The following is a 16652-nucleotide window of genomic DNA, read 5'->3' as shown; positions in this document are numbered from 1 at the left end:
AAGGTCGCCGAGGACCTGTCGTCACGACCACCGCCTCCGTCGGCACCGGCGCTCCCGCAGGCACTCTGGTCTACGAGGTGACAGCCTCTACGAGCTGACAGCCTCTACGAGGTGACAGTCCTTACGAGCTGACCGCCGCGCCCGTCACCGGACGACCGCGCGGAAGCAGCCCGCTCGGGCGGATCCCGTGCACGTACGCCACCGCGTCCGCCGACCTGAACAGGTTGACCAGGTCGGGGTCGCGGGGCCAGTGCGTGCCGATCTCCCGTTTGGGCCGGGGCGTGTCAAGCCAGGCGCGGACGGAACGCGGTGCGGTGCGCAGGTCGACGTACCAGTCACGGCGGCTCACCCGGTCCAGCGTCTGCTCGACCGAGCCGGTGGCGAGGGGCCCCGACCGGAAGGTGCGCACGTCCTCGTCGCGGGGCTCGGAGACGCCCGCGTCGGTGGCGTGGAAGGAACCGTGGCCGAACGCCAGGCCGACAGCCCGGTAGCCGTCCGCGAGCGCGCGGCGGAGCAGACCGCCCTGGACGACCGGGTAGTCCGGGTCGAAGCCCTCCAGGTACACATGGCCGTTGTGCGCGGCGAGCACCGCACGGTGGCCGCTCCGCTCCAGCCACCGGAGGGTGTTCCGCACCATCACCGTGTCGCGGTAGTCCATGGCCTCGCGGGCGTCGGCCGGATCGTCGTAGTCGAAGGCGTACTGGCGCGCCACCTGGTCGACGACATCCGCGTTCTGAACCGCCAGGGAGTGAGCGCGAGCCGCCTCGGACCGCGGGGCGGGGCGGCTCGCGCGCAGCAGTTCCAGGGCGCGTCCGGTGCGTTCGGCCTTCTCCCGTCGTACGGCCAGGGGCTCCCTGATGTAGGCGGCCATGTACTCCCCGGCGGGCTGGGTGGGGCGGAGTCCCCGGTACAGCTCGGTGAGGGTGGGCAGAAGGTCGGGGTGGGCCGCGCGGACGTGCTCGATGATCCGGTCGTACAGGTCGGGCCCCGCGTAACTGCTGTCGTTGCCCGCGAACCTCAGCGGGTCGTCGGGGTGGACGGTGTTGTACGCGCGCATCCACCGGAGAAGGGCCAGCACTTCGCGGGTGTGCATGAACAGGTAGGCGTTCTGGAACTCCTCGGACATGATGCGGGCGGGATCGCCGCGACCGGTGCGCAGGTGGTCGTCCAGGCGGAGCCCGGCGCTCCAGGGCGCTTCGAGGACGAAGGAGCGGAACCCCTTCTCCTCGACCAGGTACCGGAACGCCCGGTGCTGGAAGGCGAGGAACTCGTGGCCGCCGTGAGCGGCCTGTCCGATGCCGACCAGCCGGGCGTCGCCCACCGTCCTGCCCAGGGGACGCAGGTCGTCGAAGTAGCCGGTGGGCTCCATGGTGAGCAAGGGGCGGGCGGCTCTTCTCAGGGCGGGCAGGGGGTCGGAGGACACGGCGGGCGTCCGGCGGCGAGGCCCGCCCGAGGCCCGGTCGAGGCGGCGGCTCGGCCGGATCTCGTGCAGGTGTACCAGCAGGTCCACCGAGCCGAGCAGGGCGACCTGGTCGCCGGGCGGGGGGAAGTCCGTGCCGATCTCCCGTTTGGGCCGGGGCGTGTCCAGCCAGGCGCGGGCCGCAGACGGCGCGGTGCGCAGGTCGAGGAACCAGTCGCGGTGACGCACCCGGTCCAGGGTGTGCTCGACCGAGCCGGCGGCGGCGGGCTCCACCTCGAACCGCTGGACGTCGTCGTCGACCGGGTTCTGCAGCCCCTGGGCGGTGGCGTGCACGGCGCCCCGGTCGAAAGAGAGCCCGACCGCCAGGTAGGACGCTCCCAGCCGTCGCCGTAGCAGCGAACCCTGGGTCACGGGGAGGGCGGGGGTGGAACTGCTGGTGTACAGGTGACTGTTGTGCCCGCCGAGCACGAGCCGGTGGCCGGTGTGGCGGTGCCACCACAGGGTGTTCTCCGCCATGACGGTGTCGCGGTAGGCCATGGCCTCCGGTACGACCTGCGGGTCGGTGAGATCGAAGGCGTACATGCGTGCCACCTGGTCCACGACGGTGGCGTGCTGGACCGCCCGGATGTGGGCGGCGTCGCCGGCCGGACGCGATCCGGCGGGTTCGCGGGCGCGGAGCAACGCGAGGACCCGGCCGGTGTGCTCGGCCCGGCGACGGCGCTCGTCCAGGGGCGAGGTCGTGGCGGCGCGCATCCACTCCCCGACGGGCACGGTGGGGCGGAGTCCCCGGTACAGCTCGGTGACGACCGGCAGCAGGTCGGGGTGGGCCCGCCGGACGTGTTCGACGACCCGGTCGTACAGCTCGGGTCCGGCGTAGGTGTTGTCGTTGCCGGCGAACCTGAGCGGGTCGTCGGGGTGGTCGACGTTGTACGCGCGCATCCAGCGGAGCATGTCCAGGTAGTCCTGGCTGTGCAGCAGCAGGTAGGCGTTCTGGAACTCCTCCGACATGATGCGGGCGGGATCGCCGCGACCGGTGCGCAGGTAGTCGTCCAGGCGGAGCCCGGCGCTCCAGTTGGCCTCCAGGACGAAGGAGCGGAACCCCTTCTCCTCGACGAGGTACCGCAGGGCCCGGTGTCTGAAGGTGACGAAGTCGCGGGAGCCGTGGGCGGCCTCGCCGATGCCGACCACCACGGCGCCGCCGACCGCCCGCCCGAAGGAACGCAGGTCGTCGAAGGGACCGGTGGGCTCCACGGTGCGCAGGGGGCGGGCGGCGCTGTCGAACGCCGGCAGCGGGTCGTCACCGGCCGCGGCGGCCCCGCCCGGGGTCGCGGGCCCCCCACCGGCCGGGGACACCGCGAGGAGTCCGGGGATGACGGCGAGCCAGAGGAACAGCGCGACAGCGAGCCGCCTCGGCTTGATGGATGTCATGGCATCAGCTTCCCGGGCCGGGTGCCGAGACGTGTGGCCATATTCCGCGGGTCACCCAGCCGGGGTACCTCCGTGGGCGTGGAGGACCGGCGATCGGGCTGCTGTTTCCGCGCTCGATGCTGATCTGACCGGGAGAGGGGTGGGACGGAACGCGGCGTTCACACGGTCAGCCGGTCCAGAATGCGCACCAGTCCGGCGGGATCGAACAGGAACCCGACGTGGGTGCCGGTCAGGGTGTGCACGTCGTACGGATTGCCGGGCGTCAGGGCGTCGGATTCGGCGATCAACCGGTCCTGCATCGCCAGGGGCAACGACCGGTCCTCGGTGAGGCGGATGTACGTACGGGCGACGGTGCCCCAGGTCTCGGCGCGGGCACGTGCGTCCGACTCCATCACCGCCAGGGACTCGTCCGGCTGGAGGAGGTTGAGGAAGGCCCGGAACTGTGCGTCGGTGCCGTCCGCCATGAGCGCCGCCTTGAGTGCTGCGAGGAGTTCCGGGTCGGCCGTGCGGTAGTTGGCCCGGCCGACGCCGAGTTCGGTGGGGTCGCCTACGTTCAGCGCGGCCAGCGGGGCCAGCAGGCTGTCGCCGAACTCCGGTTCCCGCATGTACTCGATCGGGTTCGCGTGCCGTACGCACGACCACGCGGAGACGTAGACGAGCCGGCTGAGCAGCCCGGGGGGCGGCGTTGCCCACCCCGGTGATCGTGGTGCCGCCGAGACTGGAACCGACCAGGACGACCGGCCCGTGCCCGGCCACCCGCCGGACGACGCCGGTGACCATGTCGACGTTGTCCCGCAGGGTGACCCCGGCCAGTGTCGACGGTTCGGCCGCCCACGCGTCGAGGTCCTGCGGGGCCTGGTAAGCGACCTGGTACTGCGCGTCGAAGCCGTGCCCCGGCAGGTCGACGGCGTAGCTGCGATGGCCGAGCAGGGCCAGTTCACGCTGGACGGGAGCCCACATCAGTGAGCTGGAACAGGAACCGTGCACGAGCACGAAGGTGGTGTTCGCGTCGCGGGCCCGTCGCGGGGCGGGGGAGTGGGTGAGGTGCGCTGTCATGGGCCCAGGACCGTAGCGCATCGCCGATCGCCGCCACGGAGGACAGGCGGCGGCCGGGCCCCGCCGGGACACCGAGTATCTGGACGTGCCGCAGGGGCCGCGGGGGCCGCGGACCGAGCGCGCCCGTACCGCCGGAGGTTCGTCGGTCCGTGCGAGCACGCTCGTCTTCGGCGCAGGCCAGGCTCACCCGGAGTGCTTCGACTTCTCCGAGTCGGCCTTCGAGCTCGGTCTCGCGACGCGGGTGACGAGGTTGCCGCGGATTTCCTCCAACCGGCCGTGCCGGGGCCAGCCGGAGAAGCGAGCAGCGAACGCGCAAGCGTGTTCATGAACAGAGAGGGTTGGAAAGGCGCGACCGCAGGTGCCTGTGGAGGCCTTGCGATTCTCGAAGAATGCCAGAAAAGCGTCCTGTTCCTCCTCGGACGGCGTCCGGCACTCTTCGCTGGGTCGGCCGGTCCGGCGACGGGCGATGAAGGCGCGGTGGCTTTCGATGTTCTCGGCCGGGTAGATCGCCTTGTAGCCCGTCGTCGGATCAAGACTCCGAGGCCCGCGCAGCCCGTGGGGGATGAGCGGTGGCAGACCGTTCAGGATGGCGCTGGGCACGGTAGTTCCGCGGAGTTCGTGCGGAGAGAAGACGAGTGGTTCTCCGCCGGCCTTGGTCAGGATCGTGACGGCCAGCGCATTGCTGCAGAAGCCCGCGGAGAGCGGTCGGAGGTCGAGTCGTCGGCGGGGACGGCCGGGGTGGCCAGAAAGGCGGGCGCCGGCCCATCGGGCATCGGACGGCGCAGCGCCCTCCCGGTGGTGGGCCTCAGGACGCGGCTCATCCGGATGGCACAGGAGAAGTGCGGGGGCCGGGGCGGCCCGTGAGACTGGGCACCGAGAAGCGCCGGGACAGGCGGAGCGTCTCGGCCCGGACGTCAGGTGGCGGGAGGCTTGCCATGAGCGAAGCCTCCGACCTGGGTGACCTGACCATCGGTGAGGACCCGGGGACCGGAGAACAGACCGCGGCGCCGGTCCGGGCGCTCGTGACCCGTATGCACCGGCAGAAACCCTACGAGCTGGGCTTCCCCACGAATCTCGCGTTCGACCTCTCCGACGCGGGCATCCTGCTGTCGACCCTGACCAACAACGCGGGCGACCCCGCGCACAGCGACACGGCCGACATCAGCACCAAGCCCATGGAACGCGCGGTCATCGCCTGGTTCACCGAGCTGGCCGGGGGAGACCCGGACGGCACGTACGGATATGTCACCGGCTCCGGCAGCGAAGGCATCCTCTTCGGCCTCCACACCGGCCGCCGACGGCTGCCCCGCGCCCCTCTGTACGCCAGTGCCGAGGCCCACTACAGCGTCCGCAAGGCCGCCGGTCTGCTGCGTATGGAACTGGTCGAGGTGGCCTGCCGCGCCGACGGCGGCATGGACCCCGACGCGCTGTACGCCGCCTGCCGGACCCGCCGCCGACGCGACGCCCTGACCGGCCGCCGGCCCCGCGGCGCGGTCGTCGTCGCCACCGTGGGCACCACGATGCGCGGTGCCGTCGACGACCTCCCGGCCCTGCGTGCGGCGTCCGCCCCGGCAGGACCGGTGCACGTCCACAGCGACGCGGCGCTGGGGGGTCTGCTCGCCGCGTTCTCCCCCGCCCGGCCCGCCTGGGGTCTCGGCCAGGGCGCCGACAGCCTCTCGGTCAGCGGACACAAGCTCGTGGGCTGCCCCGTCCCGTGCGGCGTCGTCCTGACCCCGGACCGCTATGTGTCCCCCGTCCCCGTCGGCGCCTATCTGGGCACGGACGACCACACCCTGGGCTGCTCCCGCAGCGGACTGGCCGCAGCCCTGCTGTGGATGCGGCTGCGCCGCCTGGGCACCAGCGGCGTACGGGACCTGGTCCACCGCTGTCGGCGCACCGCCGTCTACGCCCGGACCGCCCTGGAACGGGCGGGAGCGCGTCCCGAGCGCCTCCCCGAGGCCATCGCCGTCACCTTCGACCGCCCGCCGCGCGACGTCGTCGACCGCTGGCACCTGGCCACCCAGGGTGACCGTGCCCACCTGGTCGCCATGCCCCACGTCACACCCGAGGCCGTCGACGCCCTCTGCCGCGACCTCACCGCCGCCTCCCGGTAGCGGACGGCACCGGCTCCACGGCGATCCGCTCGCCGGTGTTCTCGACGGTGCGGACCACCGTCCCGGCGCGGCTCCCGGTGGAGACCCGTACGCCGCCGCGTTCCGGCAGGTCGTGCGGGACCGGATCGTGCGGGACCGGGCCGTGCGCGAGGTTCGTGGCCGGCTGCGGCAGGAGCGCGGACGAACCGGCCGGCGAGGGTCAGGCCGCGCGGCCCAGCGCCGCGCGCTCCAGGTGTTCCACCGAGGTCACCGTCCGCAGGCACGCGGTCAGTGCGCGGCTGCGGGCGTGGGAGATGCCGTCGTGTGCCGTCGGGTCGGAGAGCTGGGCGAGGCGGCCGCTGCCCGCGACGTGGTCGAAGGCGCTGCGCAGGTCGCCGGTGCGCGGCGGGGCGTCGAGGGCGAGATCCTCGGCGAGCCGGTCGAGGTGGTCGCGGACCTCGGCGGCGAACAGTGCCGTCTCCGGGACGGCGTCCGCGTGGGTGCGCGGCAGGTTGCCGTGGACGAGGGCGGCGGCGCGGGCCACGTCGAAGACGGCGGCCTGGATGGCCGCCAGCTCGGTGGCGTTCCAGCGGGCGCGGTGGCCGCGCGGCTCGTGGGCGAGACTGCCGATGGCGGCCTCCAGCCGCTCACGGGTCTGCCGGGCCCCAAGGCGCAGGGTGCCCAGCGCGGCGGGGTCGACGGCGCCGGCGCGGGCGTATCCGTCCAGCAGCGCGCCGAACAGGTCGCGCTGTGCCTCCACCCACCGGGCGAGCAGCTCGGGCAGCCGGTTGTGGTGGTAGGTCGGCAGGATCAGGAAGATCACCATGCCGAGCAGGGCGCCCACCACGGTGTCGGCGGCCCTGCCCCACGCGGCCTCGGTGGTCGGGGCGAGGCCGATGCCGCCGACGAGGAAGACGATCCAGGCGGTGATGAAGAGGTTGAGCACCCACTGGCCCATGAGCAGGGTGCAGAAGGACAGCAGGGCGAGCACGGTGGCGGCCACGACCAGCGCGCCGTGGCTCCAGATGTCCGGCAGCAGCAGGGCCCAGGCCACGACACCTCCGATGACGGAGCCGGCGGACCGGCCCCAGCCGCGGGTGAGGGTGTGTCCGTAGTCGGGGAAGAGGACCAGCATCGTGGTGAGCGCCGCCCAGAAGCCGTGGGAGGGCAGACCGTGTCCGCCGAAGCTGCCGGTCCAGCGGCCGACCGCCTCGCCCGCCGTGGCACCCACGGCGATACGGACGGTGTTCATGAACAGCGGGGCGCCGGGGCGCAGCTCCGCGGCCACCCGCTGCAGGCCGAACCGCGCCGCGTCGGCGGGGAAGCCGGCGAAGTGGTGGTCATGGAGGTCGAAATCGCCGGGACGGTCGGCCCGGCGGAGTGTGTACCGGGTGATGTCGAGGGCTTCGGTGAGCCGGGGGAGCAGCAGCTCCGCCTCCGCGCCCCGCCACTGCCGCAGGTCCCGTACGGCGGGGGAGTCGAGGACGGTGTCCAGGTCGGCGGCGCGACCGCTGCGGACCGCCGTCGCGACGGCCGTCAGCACCGAGGCCACGGCCGCCCGCGGTACGTCCCCGGAGTGGGCGGTCGCCTTCAGGGCCCTGCGGACCTCCTCGGCGGCGCCGTACAGGGCGAAGAGCGGTCCCGCGGGGCGCCGGGCGGCGGACGGCAGTACGCCGAGCGCGGTACGGGCGAGGGTGAACGGCGTCGACGGCAGCCGGCCGGCCGGGCCCTCGGCGGCGTATCCCGCCAAGGCGCCGTAGAGGGCGGCGAGACTGCGGCGCTGCCCGTGGTGGCGCATGCCGTACGGGGGGAGGAACTGGGCGGCGACGACGAGGGCGGCGCCGACCGCGATCCAGCGGGCCATGACCAGGCCCTGGTCCACGCCGGGCGAGAGGTCCGCGGTGATCATCGCGCCGATCACCATCAGGCAGGCGCGGATCCCGGGGACGATGCCGAACGCGCGCCACAGGCCGGCGACGTACGAGCCGATGAACAGGAAGAGCAGGAACCACCAGCCCAGCTCGTGCAGGTACACGCCGGCGAAGACCGCGGCGCTGAAGACGGCGCCGCAGATCGCACTGACGGAGAAGCGGGAGCGCGTGGCGGGCAGGAGCGTGCAGATGCCGCAGATGAAGGCGCCCACCATCATCATCGCCCATGCCGTGCGGTCGTCCATGGCCCAGCCGATGACCGAGCCCGCGACCAGTGCCACCGCGGCCCGCATCAGGGCCTGCGGCTCACTCCGCCTGCGTTCGACCCGCGTCGCCGCCGTCAGCGTGCGGACGACGGACGACCACCACATCCTGCCAGTACTGCCGGTATGCATACGTGTACGCTACATCTAATTGTGATGGTTGTAAAGTGCAACGTATTGCGGAGTTCACCGTGGTCCTGGCCGGGTCCAGGCGCCGGGCCAGTTCCTGCGGCCACATGATGGTCATGAGCTTGGTCCGCCCGTACAGTGTCATCGACTCGCGGCGGGTACAGGCCGCCGTGCGGCGCAGGTCCGCGGCCGGGTCGATGGTCTTCGCCTGCCGTGAGGCCTCGGAGGCGACGTTGACAGGCGTGCAGACCGGCGTTGTTGACCAGGACGTCCAGGCGCGGGTAGCGCGCCGCGATCCGCTCGTCCACCCGCTGGGCGTCGGAGACGAGGGAGAGGTCGGCGTGGAAGACGTCGACGGGCTGGTCGGTCACCGCACGCAACTCGCCGACCAGGGCTTCCGCCTTGCCGCGGGACTGTCTCTGTCCCGCACCAAGGTCCTCCAGGCGCTGGCCGGTCGCGGCGCGGTGCACCAGGTCGAACTCGCCGCCGCCCTCGGGCAGGCCCCCCGCTCCGTCACCCAGAGCGTGGAGGGTCTGCAACGGCTCGCTCTGATCAGCCGGACCAGTCACCCCGAGGACCGCCGCCGCAAGACCGTCGAGCTGACACCGGCGGGCCGCACGGCCGGACGCCCTCACCGAAGTCCGAACAACGCCGCCGCGTTGTCGTGACAGACGGCGCGCAGCCACTCGGGACCGAGGCCGAGCCGCTCCAGGGCGTGGAGCTGGTGTACGTACGGGTAAGGGATGTTGGGGAAGTCCGAACCGAGCAGGACCCGGTCGCCGAGCCCGGCGAGCCGGGGCAGGGCCCGGCGGGGGAACGGCATGAACCTCTCGGTGAAGTCGGTGAACACCATGGTGGTGTCCAGCCGGACCTGCGCGTACTGTTCGGCGATGCCGAGGAACTCCTCGTACTCGGGCATCCCCAGGTGCGCGACGATCAGCCGCAGCCTCGGGTGCCGGGCCAGCACCCGTTCGATCGGCTGCGGGCCGGTGTGCTTGCCGGGAGCGGGCCCGGAGCCGCAGTGGATCACCACGGGGACCCGGGCCTCGGCCAGTACCCCCCACGCCGGCCGGAGGAGTTCGTCGGCCGGGTCGTAGCCCCCTACCTGCACGTGCGCCTTGAACACGCGCGCGCCCGCCTCGACGGCCTCGCGCACGTACGTCTCGACATCCGGCTCGGGGTAGAGGGTGGCGGTGTGCAGACAGTCGGCGTTGCGCCGGGCGAAGTCGGCGGCCCAGCCGTTGAGCCAGCGGGCCATGCCGGGCTTGTGCGGGTAGAGCATCGACGTGAACGCCCGCACCCCGAACCCGCGCAGTACGGCGGCCCGTTCCGCCTCCTGCTGCCGGTAGTTGATCGGCCACTCCAGGCCGCCGGTCAGCTGCCCCTGCGCGTCGAAGTACTCCCACACCTTGCGCAGGACCCGCTCGGGCATGAAATGTGTGTGGACGTCGACCAGCCCGGGAAGGCCGAGCCCCGCCCAGAACCGCCGGACCTCACCGGCCTCCGCGTCCAGGGCCGCGTCACTCATCACGCCTCGTTCACTGGTCGCTCCTCGCTCACTCGTACGGTCGGCGGGTGTCGTTCGGTGATCGTCCACGCCTCCCACGATCGACCCCGGCACACGGTCGGGTCCAGGGCCGCGTCGAGGCGGGGGACGTTCAGCGTCCGGACACCGACCGTCGCTCCCGGGCCGGGACGGCCGGGTCAGACGGCGGCGATGGCGATGGACTTCTCCTTGAACCGCGGGTGCTCAGCGCCCGCTGCATGGCGGTGCGTACGGCCTTGTCCCTGAGAGTTTGCGGGTCTGCGGGTCTGCGGCACGAACATTGTTCAGGGCGAGTCACCGCGATTCGCCCTCCCGCCCCGGGCGAAAGCGTGCGCCCCCGCCCCGGGCAACCGTCCGCCGCCTCGCCCGGTGAGCCGGGTCACGGGCCGGCAGTGCCACCGGGCTGCGCAGGGGGATGGCACAGAGGGCAGGGCGGGCACGGACGGTCCGGATAGCGCAGCGCCCGTGCTCCCGCTCCCGCTTCCGGGGCACCTTGCAGCCAGACCTTCCCGAGCTGGCGCCATTGGGCGAGTTCAGTGCTCCAGCTCACCGGCCGCTCCAGGCCGAGGGCGTCGATGAGCAGGCCGCGATGCACGTCGAAGGCGGACTTGACCAGAGCCGCGTAGACGAACGCGGTGTGTACCGCGCCCCGGTAGGCGATCAAGGCTACGAGCAGCCCGCCGGCGCAGCACGCCACCGCCGCCCACCAGGACAGGAGGGCGGCGGCGAGTGCCCCGCCGGCCCCCGCGAACGCCAGGCCGAGACCGAACACCGTCACCATGAGGTCGACGTCGGACGCGGCCGCCGCGAGCTGGGCGGCGAACCGGGAGGGGAGCACGGGGTACAGCCGCGGCCAGACCAGGACGGCGTCGATCCCGTAGCGGTCGTAGGGGTGGGCCTCGGCGGAGCGCAGTACGTTGCCGAAGCGGGTCGGCATGACGTCGTCCTCGGCCAGGGGGTAGTACGACGCCTCACGGACGAACACCTTCGGGTCGGTCATGACGGTCCGGTGGCGTCGGCGGTGGCGGCCGGTGCGCCGGTCGCGCAGCGCGGCCAGACCGGGCAGGCCGGGCCAGTAGCCCGCCAGCAGCCGTGTCAGCGGCGGCAGTTGGGCCGACCAGACGGACCCGACGACGAGGGAGGCGGCTACGGTCGCCAGTACCAGTGCCGTACGGGCTTCGACGCCGCGCTCGTGCCACCACCGCGCGGCGTCCGTCCAGCCCCGGCCCGTGACGGCCAGCGCCGCCAGACCGCCCCAGAAGAGCACGTTGGGCAGCCACACGGCGAGCAGGAAGCGGCGCCCGAGCTGGCCACCGAGCTTCTCCAGCATCCCGGTGAACACGTCAGGTCCAGTCCACTTCCAGCGGATGCCCCTGGACGCAGAGCGTGCGGCCCCGGACGTAGACCAGCACCGTGTTGAGCGTGGCGCAGGTCGTGCAGGTGAGTTCGAGGGCCTGCGGGGGTCGCAGGTCACCGTCGAGGGCCGCTGCTCCCATGGCGCCGGCGTCAGGCAGGTATTCCAGCAGGTGCCGTTCCAGCACGTCCCCGGGTACGTGCCCGGAAGGGCTTCCGGCCTCGATCACCATGAGCGCCGGCAGCCCGTCCTCCAGCAGATCGAGCACGTCCAGGTCGGCCAGTACGGCGTCCAGGCCGGCGTCGGCGGCGCAGGCCACCACGGGGAACGTGCCCGAGCCCGAACGGACGGCGACGATCCGGCCGGTGCCGTCCCGCTCGACGGCGGCGTCCGCTGCCCGCCCGCCCGCTGCCCGCGCGCCCGCGGCGGGAAGTCCCGCGACCGTGACCCGCCGTACCCGCGTCTCCCAGTCCACCGTCGCCCGCCCCTCCGGATCAACCGTCCAGCCCCACGAGCACGAAGGCCGCCCAATGGCGCATGTCGTCGTACAGGCGACGATCGTAGTCCGGCGCCACCCCCTGCCGCCCGCCCAACCGGGCCATCCGGCGCACCCGTTCGGCTTCGGCGCGCTCCTCGGCCGACAGGGCCAGCGAGGCGACGGCATCGGCCGCCGATGTGTCGGCCGCCGCGAAATCCCGGGCGGCCAGGCACACCTTGGCCTCGGCCAGAGTGATCGCCGCCACGTCGTGCGCGCCGAGTGCGGTACGTCCACGGGCCTGCCGCGCGTAGCGGCGGGCGTCTCGCGCGGTGCTCGCGCGCAGCGCTTGCTGCGCGGTCCGCAGGGCGTCCGCCTTCGTACGCCCCTCCGCCAGCCACGCCTGGTAGAAACGCCGGAGCAGCATGCCGGTGGACAACTGGTCCACCTCCCACAGACTGAGCAGCAACGCCTGCGCGCCGGCGATGACCAGGGCGCGCGCGAGGCCGAGGAGTTCGTCCCCCGGACGCCGGTCCACGACCCCGCTCTCGCAGGTGCCCACCGTCACCAGCTCGCACCGCAGGTCCAGCTCCGCGAAGTCGTGGGCGGTCAGCGACTGCCGGCCCAGCGGCACACCGGACCGCATCGGGCGCCGCGGGTCGAACCGTCCGTGTCCGGCGATGTGCAGGACGCGGGGCCCGTCCACCGTGCGCAGCGCGGCGAGAACCGCCCGGCGCCCCGGCGGTCGTCGCCCGGCCACCGGCGCCGGCAGCACCGTCACCCGGTGTCCCGCGACGGCCAGCGCCTCGCTGACGCTCGTCGCCTGCTCGGACGCGAAGACGAGGTCGCCTGCGTGGCCGGACGTGTCTATCACCAGGGCTTCGCCGGTCGCGGGCGGCCACTGCCGGATGTGCTGGAGCACGGTGGCACTGGGGGCGTAGGTGACGAGGTTGCGCAGGCCCAGCGGTGTGCCCCGCACAGGAACGGCATGCAGCGGCACGCGGTGCAGCGCGTCGTGCGGGACCAGCACGATCCGGTCGTCGGGGGGAACGAGACCGCCGAGCGGTGCCAGCAGGGGAGCCACCAGCTCGGTCCACTCCTTGTTCCGGTCGGCGTGCGGCGCACCACCGAGAAGGGAGCGCCGCGTGACATCTCTGAGCAGGCCGCGGTCGATAGCGACCGGGACCATGACGGGTTCGTCCATGTCCGCGCGGCAGACGAACACCACCGCGGTGTCCTCGGCGAGGTGGAACTCGACCAGGTGGCAGGGGCGGTCCGGACCGCCGAGCCGCCGCAGCAGCGTCTGAAGCCGGGTGTACCAGACGTCCTCGCCCGTGGCGAAGAGCGCCAGCTCCGGGTCGAGCGCGGCCACCCGGCCTTGTGCTGCCTTGCCCCGTGCCACCCGGCCTTGTGGCGTCCGGCCTTGTGTTGCCCGGCCTCTTGCCGCCCGGCCTCGTGGTGCCCGGCCTCGTGGTGCCCGGCCTTGCGCCGCCAGGTCGGCCGAGGGACCGGCCGCGGCCAGACGGCGGACCAGTTCCCTGCCTTTGGCGGCCTCGGCACCCATCAGGGCGCGACGGGCCTCGCCCTGCTCCGCGGAGAGCCGGACGAGCCGGTCCAGGACCTCGTCGCCGCGGGATTCGTCGAAGTAGTCCAGCGCGTCGCGTTCGCTGAGCTGGTCACGCAGAGCGGACTGGGCACGCGCTGCCTCCAGGTACTGGGCGAACGCCGCACGTGAGCGGCCCGCCACGAGGTGGCAGTCGCCCCAGACGAACCGTACGTCGGCGACGTCCCGGGGATCGCCGACCTGTTCGGCCAGGGCCAGCGCCTCCCGCAGGTGGTCGTCGACCGGCTCCCCGGTCTGCCGGTCGAGGATCGCCAGATCCACCAGGGCTGCCACGGCACCCCGCTTGTGCCCGGTCCGGGCATACAGCTCCAGGGCACGCGCGTGCAGCGTGCGCGCGCCGGAACTGTCCCCCCGTACCTGAAGGAGAGAGGCCATGGCCGAGAGGTTGTCGGCGACTCCCACTACCGAACCCAGCGCCTCGTCCAACGCCAGAGCCTTGCGGTAACAGCCGAGCGCGTCGGCGGGGCGGTCCCGTTTGTCGTGCAGCACGCCGAGGTTGTGCCAGATGATCGACTCGTTCTCGGCGTCGGGGATCGACCGGTACAGGCGTCGGGCGGCGCGGTAGTGCCGTTCGGCCGCCGCGAAGTCGTTGAGCAGTTCGGCGAGCAGTCCGAGGGCGGTCCTGGCGTGTCCGGCCAGGCCGCTCAGCCCGGCACGCTCGGCCAGCCGCAGGCCCTCCTCCAGATCCTCCCGGGCTGCGGTCAGCCGTCCGAGGTCCTTCGATACGATCCCGCGTTCGACGCGAACGGCGGCGAGCACCTCGTCGTCGCCGGCCCCGGACACCGCCAGGGCCCGCGAGAGAAGGCCGACGGCCGCGGAGTTCTCGCCTTGCTCCCGCTGTACGGAGGCGAGGTCCACCAGTACCAGCGCCTCGACCCGGGACGTACCCGGGTGACTCCTGAGCCGAGCCAGTGCCGCGTCGAGCTGCGCGCGGGCGGCCGGATAGTCGTCCCTCGTCTTGTGCAGCCGGGCGAGGCTCCGGCGGATGTCGCACTCCTGCTCGATACTCATGTCATCGAGGCCGCCCTCCCCGAGAGCCGCCTCGAACCGACCGATCGCTCCGTCGATCTCGCCCTCCGCCAGCAGCCGCTCGGCCTCCCGCACACGCTCCGCCCACCCCACCCTCGCCACCCCGTCCTCGCCCACCCGTCTAGCCTCCCCCCGCACCTCGGTCCACGGGCCCGCCCCGCCCCGCCCACTGTCGAGACGGAACCGCGGAAGTGCAACGGCGCGGCCGATCCGTCATCCCCGGGTGCCAGTGTGGGCTCGGCAGCGCCATGCCGTCCTGTTCGCGTCCCGACCGCCGGGACGGAGGCGTGACACGCAGGCCGCTCCGGCACGGCTTGACGAGTCAGGACGTCAGGCCGAAGGTCGGAAGCAGCGGACCGGACCCGCGGGGGAGGCTGCCGATGAACGCGTGGAACCTCGTGGTGACCAGCATCTCCGGCGCGCTGTCGGCCCTGGCCGCGATGGTCGCCGTCTACATGGCGGTCCGGGCGGAAGGGCGCACCAGGAAGGTGGCCGCGGCGCAGCTCTACCTGGAGATGCGCTCCCGCTTCATCGGCCTGTACACACAGCTCGGCGACATGGACTCCACCGTGGCCACTGCCGCCGAGTACAAGGCCAGAGTCGCCTTCTGGCACCACTGCTACGACGAGTGGTACCTGTCGACGCGCTTCGCCCCGCGAGAGTTCGGCGACCTGTGGCAGGACTTCTACCGGGACGCCGGCCGTTCCGCCCTGCACCACGCGGGGCTCCGCGCCGCGCTGGAGGACCTCACCTCTTCGCCGCACAGCAGATTCGTCGTCTACGCGGCGGGCTTCATCCAGGCCATCGGCTTCTTCCCGCACGATGACGGTTAGTCGAAACGCGTGCAGCTCCTTCACAGGTCATGGAACATCCGTCCGCCGCCGGCCCTGAACCGAAGCGGGGATCGGAGACGTCGATCGGATCAACACGATCAAGCGCCCGATGTACCCCGGGCCGGCTCCGGCCTTCTCGCGTAGACGAGCCCTGCCGGCGTCCTGACGAACCCGTCACGCGCTCTGCTGGAGTCGCTCCGCAGCCTGAGCAGGGGTGTCGTAGTAGCCAGGGCGTGCCAGCAGGACCGAGCTGAAGTGGTAGCCCTGCTCTTCCTCGGGCTCATTGTCGGCTGCGAACGGTCGCCAGAGGCTCAGCAGCAGGTCCGGGGCAATGAATGACGCATCGTCGTCGGGATCTTCTTCAATCGGGGTGAACTCGCCCATGCGCCGGACCACCTCGCGGGCCGGAAGCGCGAACACGTCCACGCCCTGAAACAACACTCGGTCCGTCTGGGACGACGGCCTACCCAACTCGATGGCTTCGAGCATGTCTCGCATGCAGTGGATGCCGATCATCAGCCCGCTGGGACGGAAGACGTGCTGCCCCGGCCGATCAGACTCCGAGACCGAAGAGGGATCGCGGAGCGAGTCCAGCGCCGTGTTGGCCGCGCGCCGGGACATACCGATGTGCAACGGGCCAACGCCGGTCGGTGGAGCGAGGTCGAAGTCCATGTCGGCATGATCTCAAAGAGGTCTGTCAAGGAGTCACGACGGCCGTCCGGCCCCGGCAGGAGAGGAAGCGTGAGAGATCCACAGAAGTCGGACCAGAGTCGCTACTGCTCGATGAGGCCATGCGGGTGAGAAACTCTTCTGAGGGACGAGGGACTCTTCTCGTGGACGAGGCGGCTGCCCGGGGTTCGAGCTCCGCCTCGGCCGTGTGTCCCGGGCTGGACGCCGACGCTCCCGGGACGTCGGCTCGCCCTGGGACGCTCGGGATCGGGCCGGTGGCACAGTACGGCCGGACGCCTGACGCGAGCCGGTCGTTTCGGGCATCCTGGGGTGATGTCTGACGAGCAGCCGTGCGGCGCGTGCGAGGGCACCGGCGTGACCGAGCACACGCTCCACACGGTCGAGCTCGACGAGGACGGCAACCAGGTGCCGGTGGACCGCTCCTGGACCGGACCCTGCTCGGCCTGTCACGGCACCGGCGTCAGCTGAAACGGAACGGGAGAAGTGACCATGCGACCGATCTTCGTGTGCATCGGATGTGCAGCCGTCTACCTGCCGCCCGAGAACCCCGCCTCCGGGCCGCCGGTCTCTCCCGCGCACTGCTCACGCCCTGACTGCAAGGGCGCCGTCCGTGAGGCCGTTCGGATGTCCGGCATGCCGGAGGAGAAGCTCGCCGAACTGGCGCGGCGCGCGGTCGGCCTGGAAGGCGAGCCGCGCCGGCCGCGGATGAACAGCCGGCCCGTCCGCGGCCGTCGCGCGGGTGCCGCTCCCGGCGGCGGCCGGGGCAAGCTGCGCTAGGCAG

Annotated in this window: 15 protein-coding genes; 5 read left to right on the top strand and 10 right to left on the bottom strand. The window is 72.4% G+C overall.

Annotated features, from left to right (window positions below; translation table 11 throughout):
* Positions 1 to 121: 121 nt before the first annotated feature.
* The 3 genes from UW392_RS16945 to UW392_RS16935 form a co-directional block, all read right to left on the bottom strand.
* Positions 122 to 2848, bottom strand: coding sequence for an erythromycin esterase family protein (locus UW392_RS16945; RefSeq protein WP_320775847.1), 2727 nt, complete (start codon positions 2846 to 2848; stop codon positions 122 to 124).
* Between the two features lie 51 nt (positions 2849 to 2899).
* Positions 2900 to 3808: a hypothetical protein gene (locus UW392_RS16940; protein WP_414496293.1), complete on the bottom strand. Its 909-nt coding sequence runs from the start codon at positions 3806 to 3808 to the stop codon at positions 2900 to 2902.
* Positions 3809 to 4087: 279 nt separating this feature from the next.
* A complete protein-coding gene (locus tag UW392_RS16935; protein WP_320775846.1) occupies positions 4088 to 4504 on the bottom strand; it encodes a hypothetical protein in 417 nt (138 codons plus the stop codon).
* A gap of 335 nt (positions 4505 to 4839) precedes the next feature.
* Here UW392_RS16935 and UW392_RS16930 point away from each other — a divergent pair, with 335 nt between their 5' ends.
* Positions 4840 to 6018 carry a pyridoxal-dependent decarboxylase gene (locus tag UW392_RS16930; RefSeq protein WP_320775845.1) on the top strand — a complete coding sequence of 393 codons (1179 nt, stop codon included), beginning with the start codon at positions 4840 to 4842 and terminating at the stop codon, positions 6016 to 6018.
* A gap of 199 nt (positions 6019 to 6217) precedes the next feature.
* Here the strand turns inward: UW392_RS16930 and UW392_RS16925 are convergent, their stop codons facing one another.
* Positions 6218 to 8323: an FUSC family protein gene (locus UW392_RS16925; RefSeq protein WP_320775844.1), complete on the bottom strand. Its 2106-nt coding sequence runs from the start codon at positions 8321 to 8323 to the stop codon at positions 6218 to 6220.
* Positions 8269 to 8691, bottom strand: a complete 423-nt coding sequence (locus tag UW392_RS16920) for a hypothetical protein (RefSeq protein ID WP_320775843.1) — start codon at positions 8689 to 8691, stop codon at positions 8269 to 8271. Before UW392_RS16920 ends, UW392_RS16925 begins: the two co-directional genes overlap by 55 nt.
* Here UW392_RS16920 and UW392_RS16915 point away from each other — a divergent pair.
* The gene (locus UW392_RS16915) at positions 8662 to 8988 is read left to right on the top strand and encodes a MarR family winged helix-turn-helix transcriptional regulator (protein ID WP_320775842.1); all 327 of its coding nucleotides are present in this window, start codon (positions 8662 to 8664) and stop codon (positions 8986 to 8988) included. The two genes, UW392_RS16920 and UW392_RS16915, sit on opposite strands and share 30 nt — an antisense overlap.
* On the opposite strand, the gene UW392_RS16910 is transcribed toward UW392_RS16915, so the two are convergent.
* The 4 genes from UW392_RS16910 to UW392_RS16895 all read right to left on the bottom strand — a co-directional run bounded on the left by UW392_RS16910 (position 8952) and on the right by UW392_RS16895 (position 14465).
* Positions 8952 to 9848 (bottom strand): amidohydrolase family protein, encoded by an 897-nt coding sequence (locus UW392_RS16910; protein ID WP_320775841.1) that lies wholly within the window; start codon positions 9846 to 9848, stop codon positions 8952 to 8954. The two genes, UW392_RS16915 and UW392_RS16910, sit on opposite strands and share 37 nt — an antisense overlap.
* A gap of 397 nt (positions 9849 to 10245) precedes the next feature.
* Positions 10246 to 11208, bottom strand: coding sequence for a hypothetical protein (locus UW392_RS16905; RefSeq protein ID WP_320775840.1), 963 nt, complete (start codon positions 11206 to 11208; stop codon positions 10246 to 10248).
* 1 nt (position 11209) lies between these two features.
* The gene (locus tag UW392_RS16900) at positions 11210 to 11695 is read right to left on the bottom strand and encodes a hypothetical protein (protein ID WP_320775839.1); all 486 of its coding nucleotides are present in this window, start codon (positions 11693 to 11695) and stop codon (positions 11210 to 11212) included.
* A gap of 19 nt (positions 11696 to 11714) precedes the next feature.
* Positions 11715 to 14465 carry a CHAT domain-containing tetratricopeptide repeat protein gene (locus tag UW392_RS16895; RefSeq protein ID WP_320775838.1) on the bottom strand — a complete coding sequence of 917 codons (2751 nt, stop codon included), beginning with the start codon at positions 14463 to 14465 and terminating at the stop codon, positions 11715 to 11717.
* Positions 14466 to 14728: 263 nt separating this feature from the next.
* Between UW392_RS16895 and UW392_RS16890 the strand changes: the two genes are divergently transcribed.
* Positions 14729 to 15181 (top strand): hypothetical protein, encoded by a 453-nt coding sequence (locus UW392_RS16890; RefSeq protein WP_320775837.1) that lies wholly within the window; start codon positions 14729 to 14731, stop codon positions 15179 to 15181.
* A gap of 174 nt (positions 15182 to 15355) precedes the next feature.
* On the opposite strand, the gene UW392_RS16885 is transcribed toward UW392_RS16890, so the two are convergent.
* Complete coding sequence (locus UW392_RS16885; RefSeq protein ID WP_320775836.1) at positions 15356 to 15853, bottom strand: hypothetical protein; 498 nt, start codon at positions 15851 to 15853, stop codon at positions 15356 to 15358.
* A 330-nt stretch (positions 15854 to 16183) separates the two neighbouring features.
* Between UW392_RS16885 and UW392_RS16880 the strand changes: the two genes are divergently transcribed.
* Together UW392_RS16880 and UW392_RS16875 are read left to right on the top strand one after the other, a co-directional pair.
* Positions 16184 to 16339 carry a hypothetical protein gene (locus UW392_RS16880; RefSeq protein WP_320775835.1) on the top strand — a complete coding sequence of 52 codons (156 nt, stop codon included), beginning with the start codon at positions 16184 to 16186 and terminating at the stop codon, positions 16337 to 16339.
* Between the two features lie 165 nt (positions 16340 to 16504).
* Positions 16505 to 16648 (top strand): hypothetical protein, encoded by a 144-nt coding sequence (locus UW392_RS16875; protein WP_320775834.1) that lies wholly within the window; start codon positions 16505 to 16507, stop codon positions 16646 to 16648.
* Positions 16649 to 16652 lie beyond the last annotated feature (4 nt).

The organism is Streptomyces sp. CRN 30 (genome assembly GCF_034105845.1).
Note: the sequence above shows the minus strand (reverse complement) of the source record. Positions and strands in the feature narration are given on the sequence as shown.

What these genes read in the sequence shown, in the direction of transcription:
- UW392_RS16885 (WP_320775836.1), bottom strand. Translation starts at nt 15,853, where the DNA reads ATGGACTTCGACCTCGCTCCACCGACCGGCGTTGGCCCGTTGCACATC.
- UW392_RS16875 (WP_320775834.1), top strand. Translation starts at nt 16,505, where the DNA reads ATGCCGGAGGAGAAGCTCGCCGAACTGGCGCGGCGCGCGGTCGGCCTG.
- UW392_RS16910 (WP_320775841.1), bottom strand. Translation starts at nt 9,848, where the DNA reads ATGAGTGACGCGGCCCTGGACGCGGAGGCCGGTGAGGTCCGGCGGTTC.
- UW392_RS16890 (WP_320775837.1), top strand. Translation starts at nt 14,729, where the DNA reads ATGAACGCGTGGAACCTCGTGGTGACCAGCATCTCCGGCGCGCTGTCG.
- UW392_RS16940 (WP_414496293.1), bottom strand. Translation starts at nt 3,808, where the DNA reads ATGTGGGCTCCCGTCCAGCGTGAACTGGCCCTGCTCGGCCATCGCAGC.
- UW392_RS16945 (WP_320775847.1), bottom strand. Translation starts at nt 2,848, where the DNA reads ATGACATCCATCAAGCCGAGGCGGCTCGCTGTCGCGCTGTTCCTCTGG.
- UW392_RS16880 (WP_320775835.1), top strand. Translation starts at nt 16,184, where the DNA reads ATGTCTGACGAGCAGCCGTGCGGCGCGTGCGAGGGCACCGGCGTGACC.
- UW392_RS16930 (WP_320775845.1), top strand. Translation starts at nt 4,840, where the DNA reads ATGAGCGAAGCCTCCGACCTGGGTGACCTGACCATCGGTGAGGACCCG.
- UW392_RS16925 (WP_320775844.1), bottom strand. Translation starts at nt 8,323, where the DNA reads ATGCATACCGGCAGTACTGGCAGGATGTGGTGGTCGTCCGTCGTCCGC.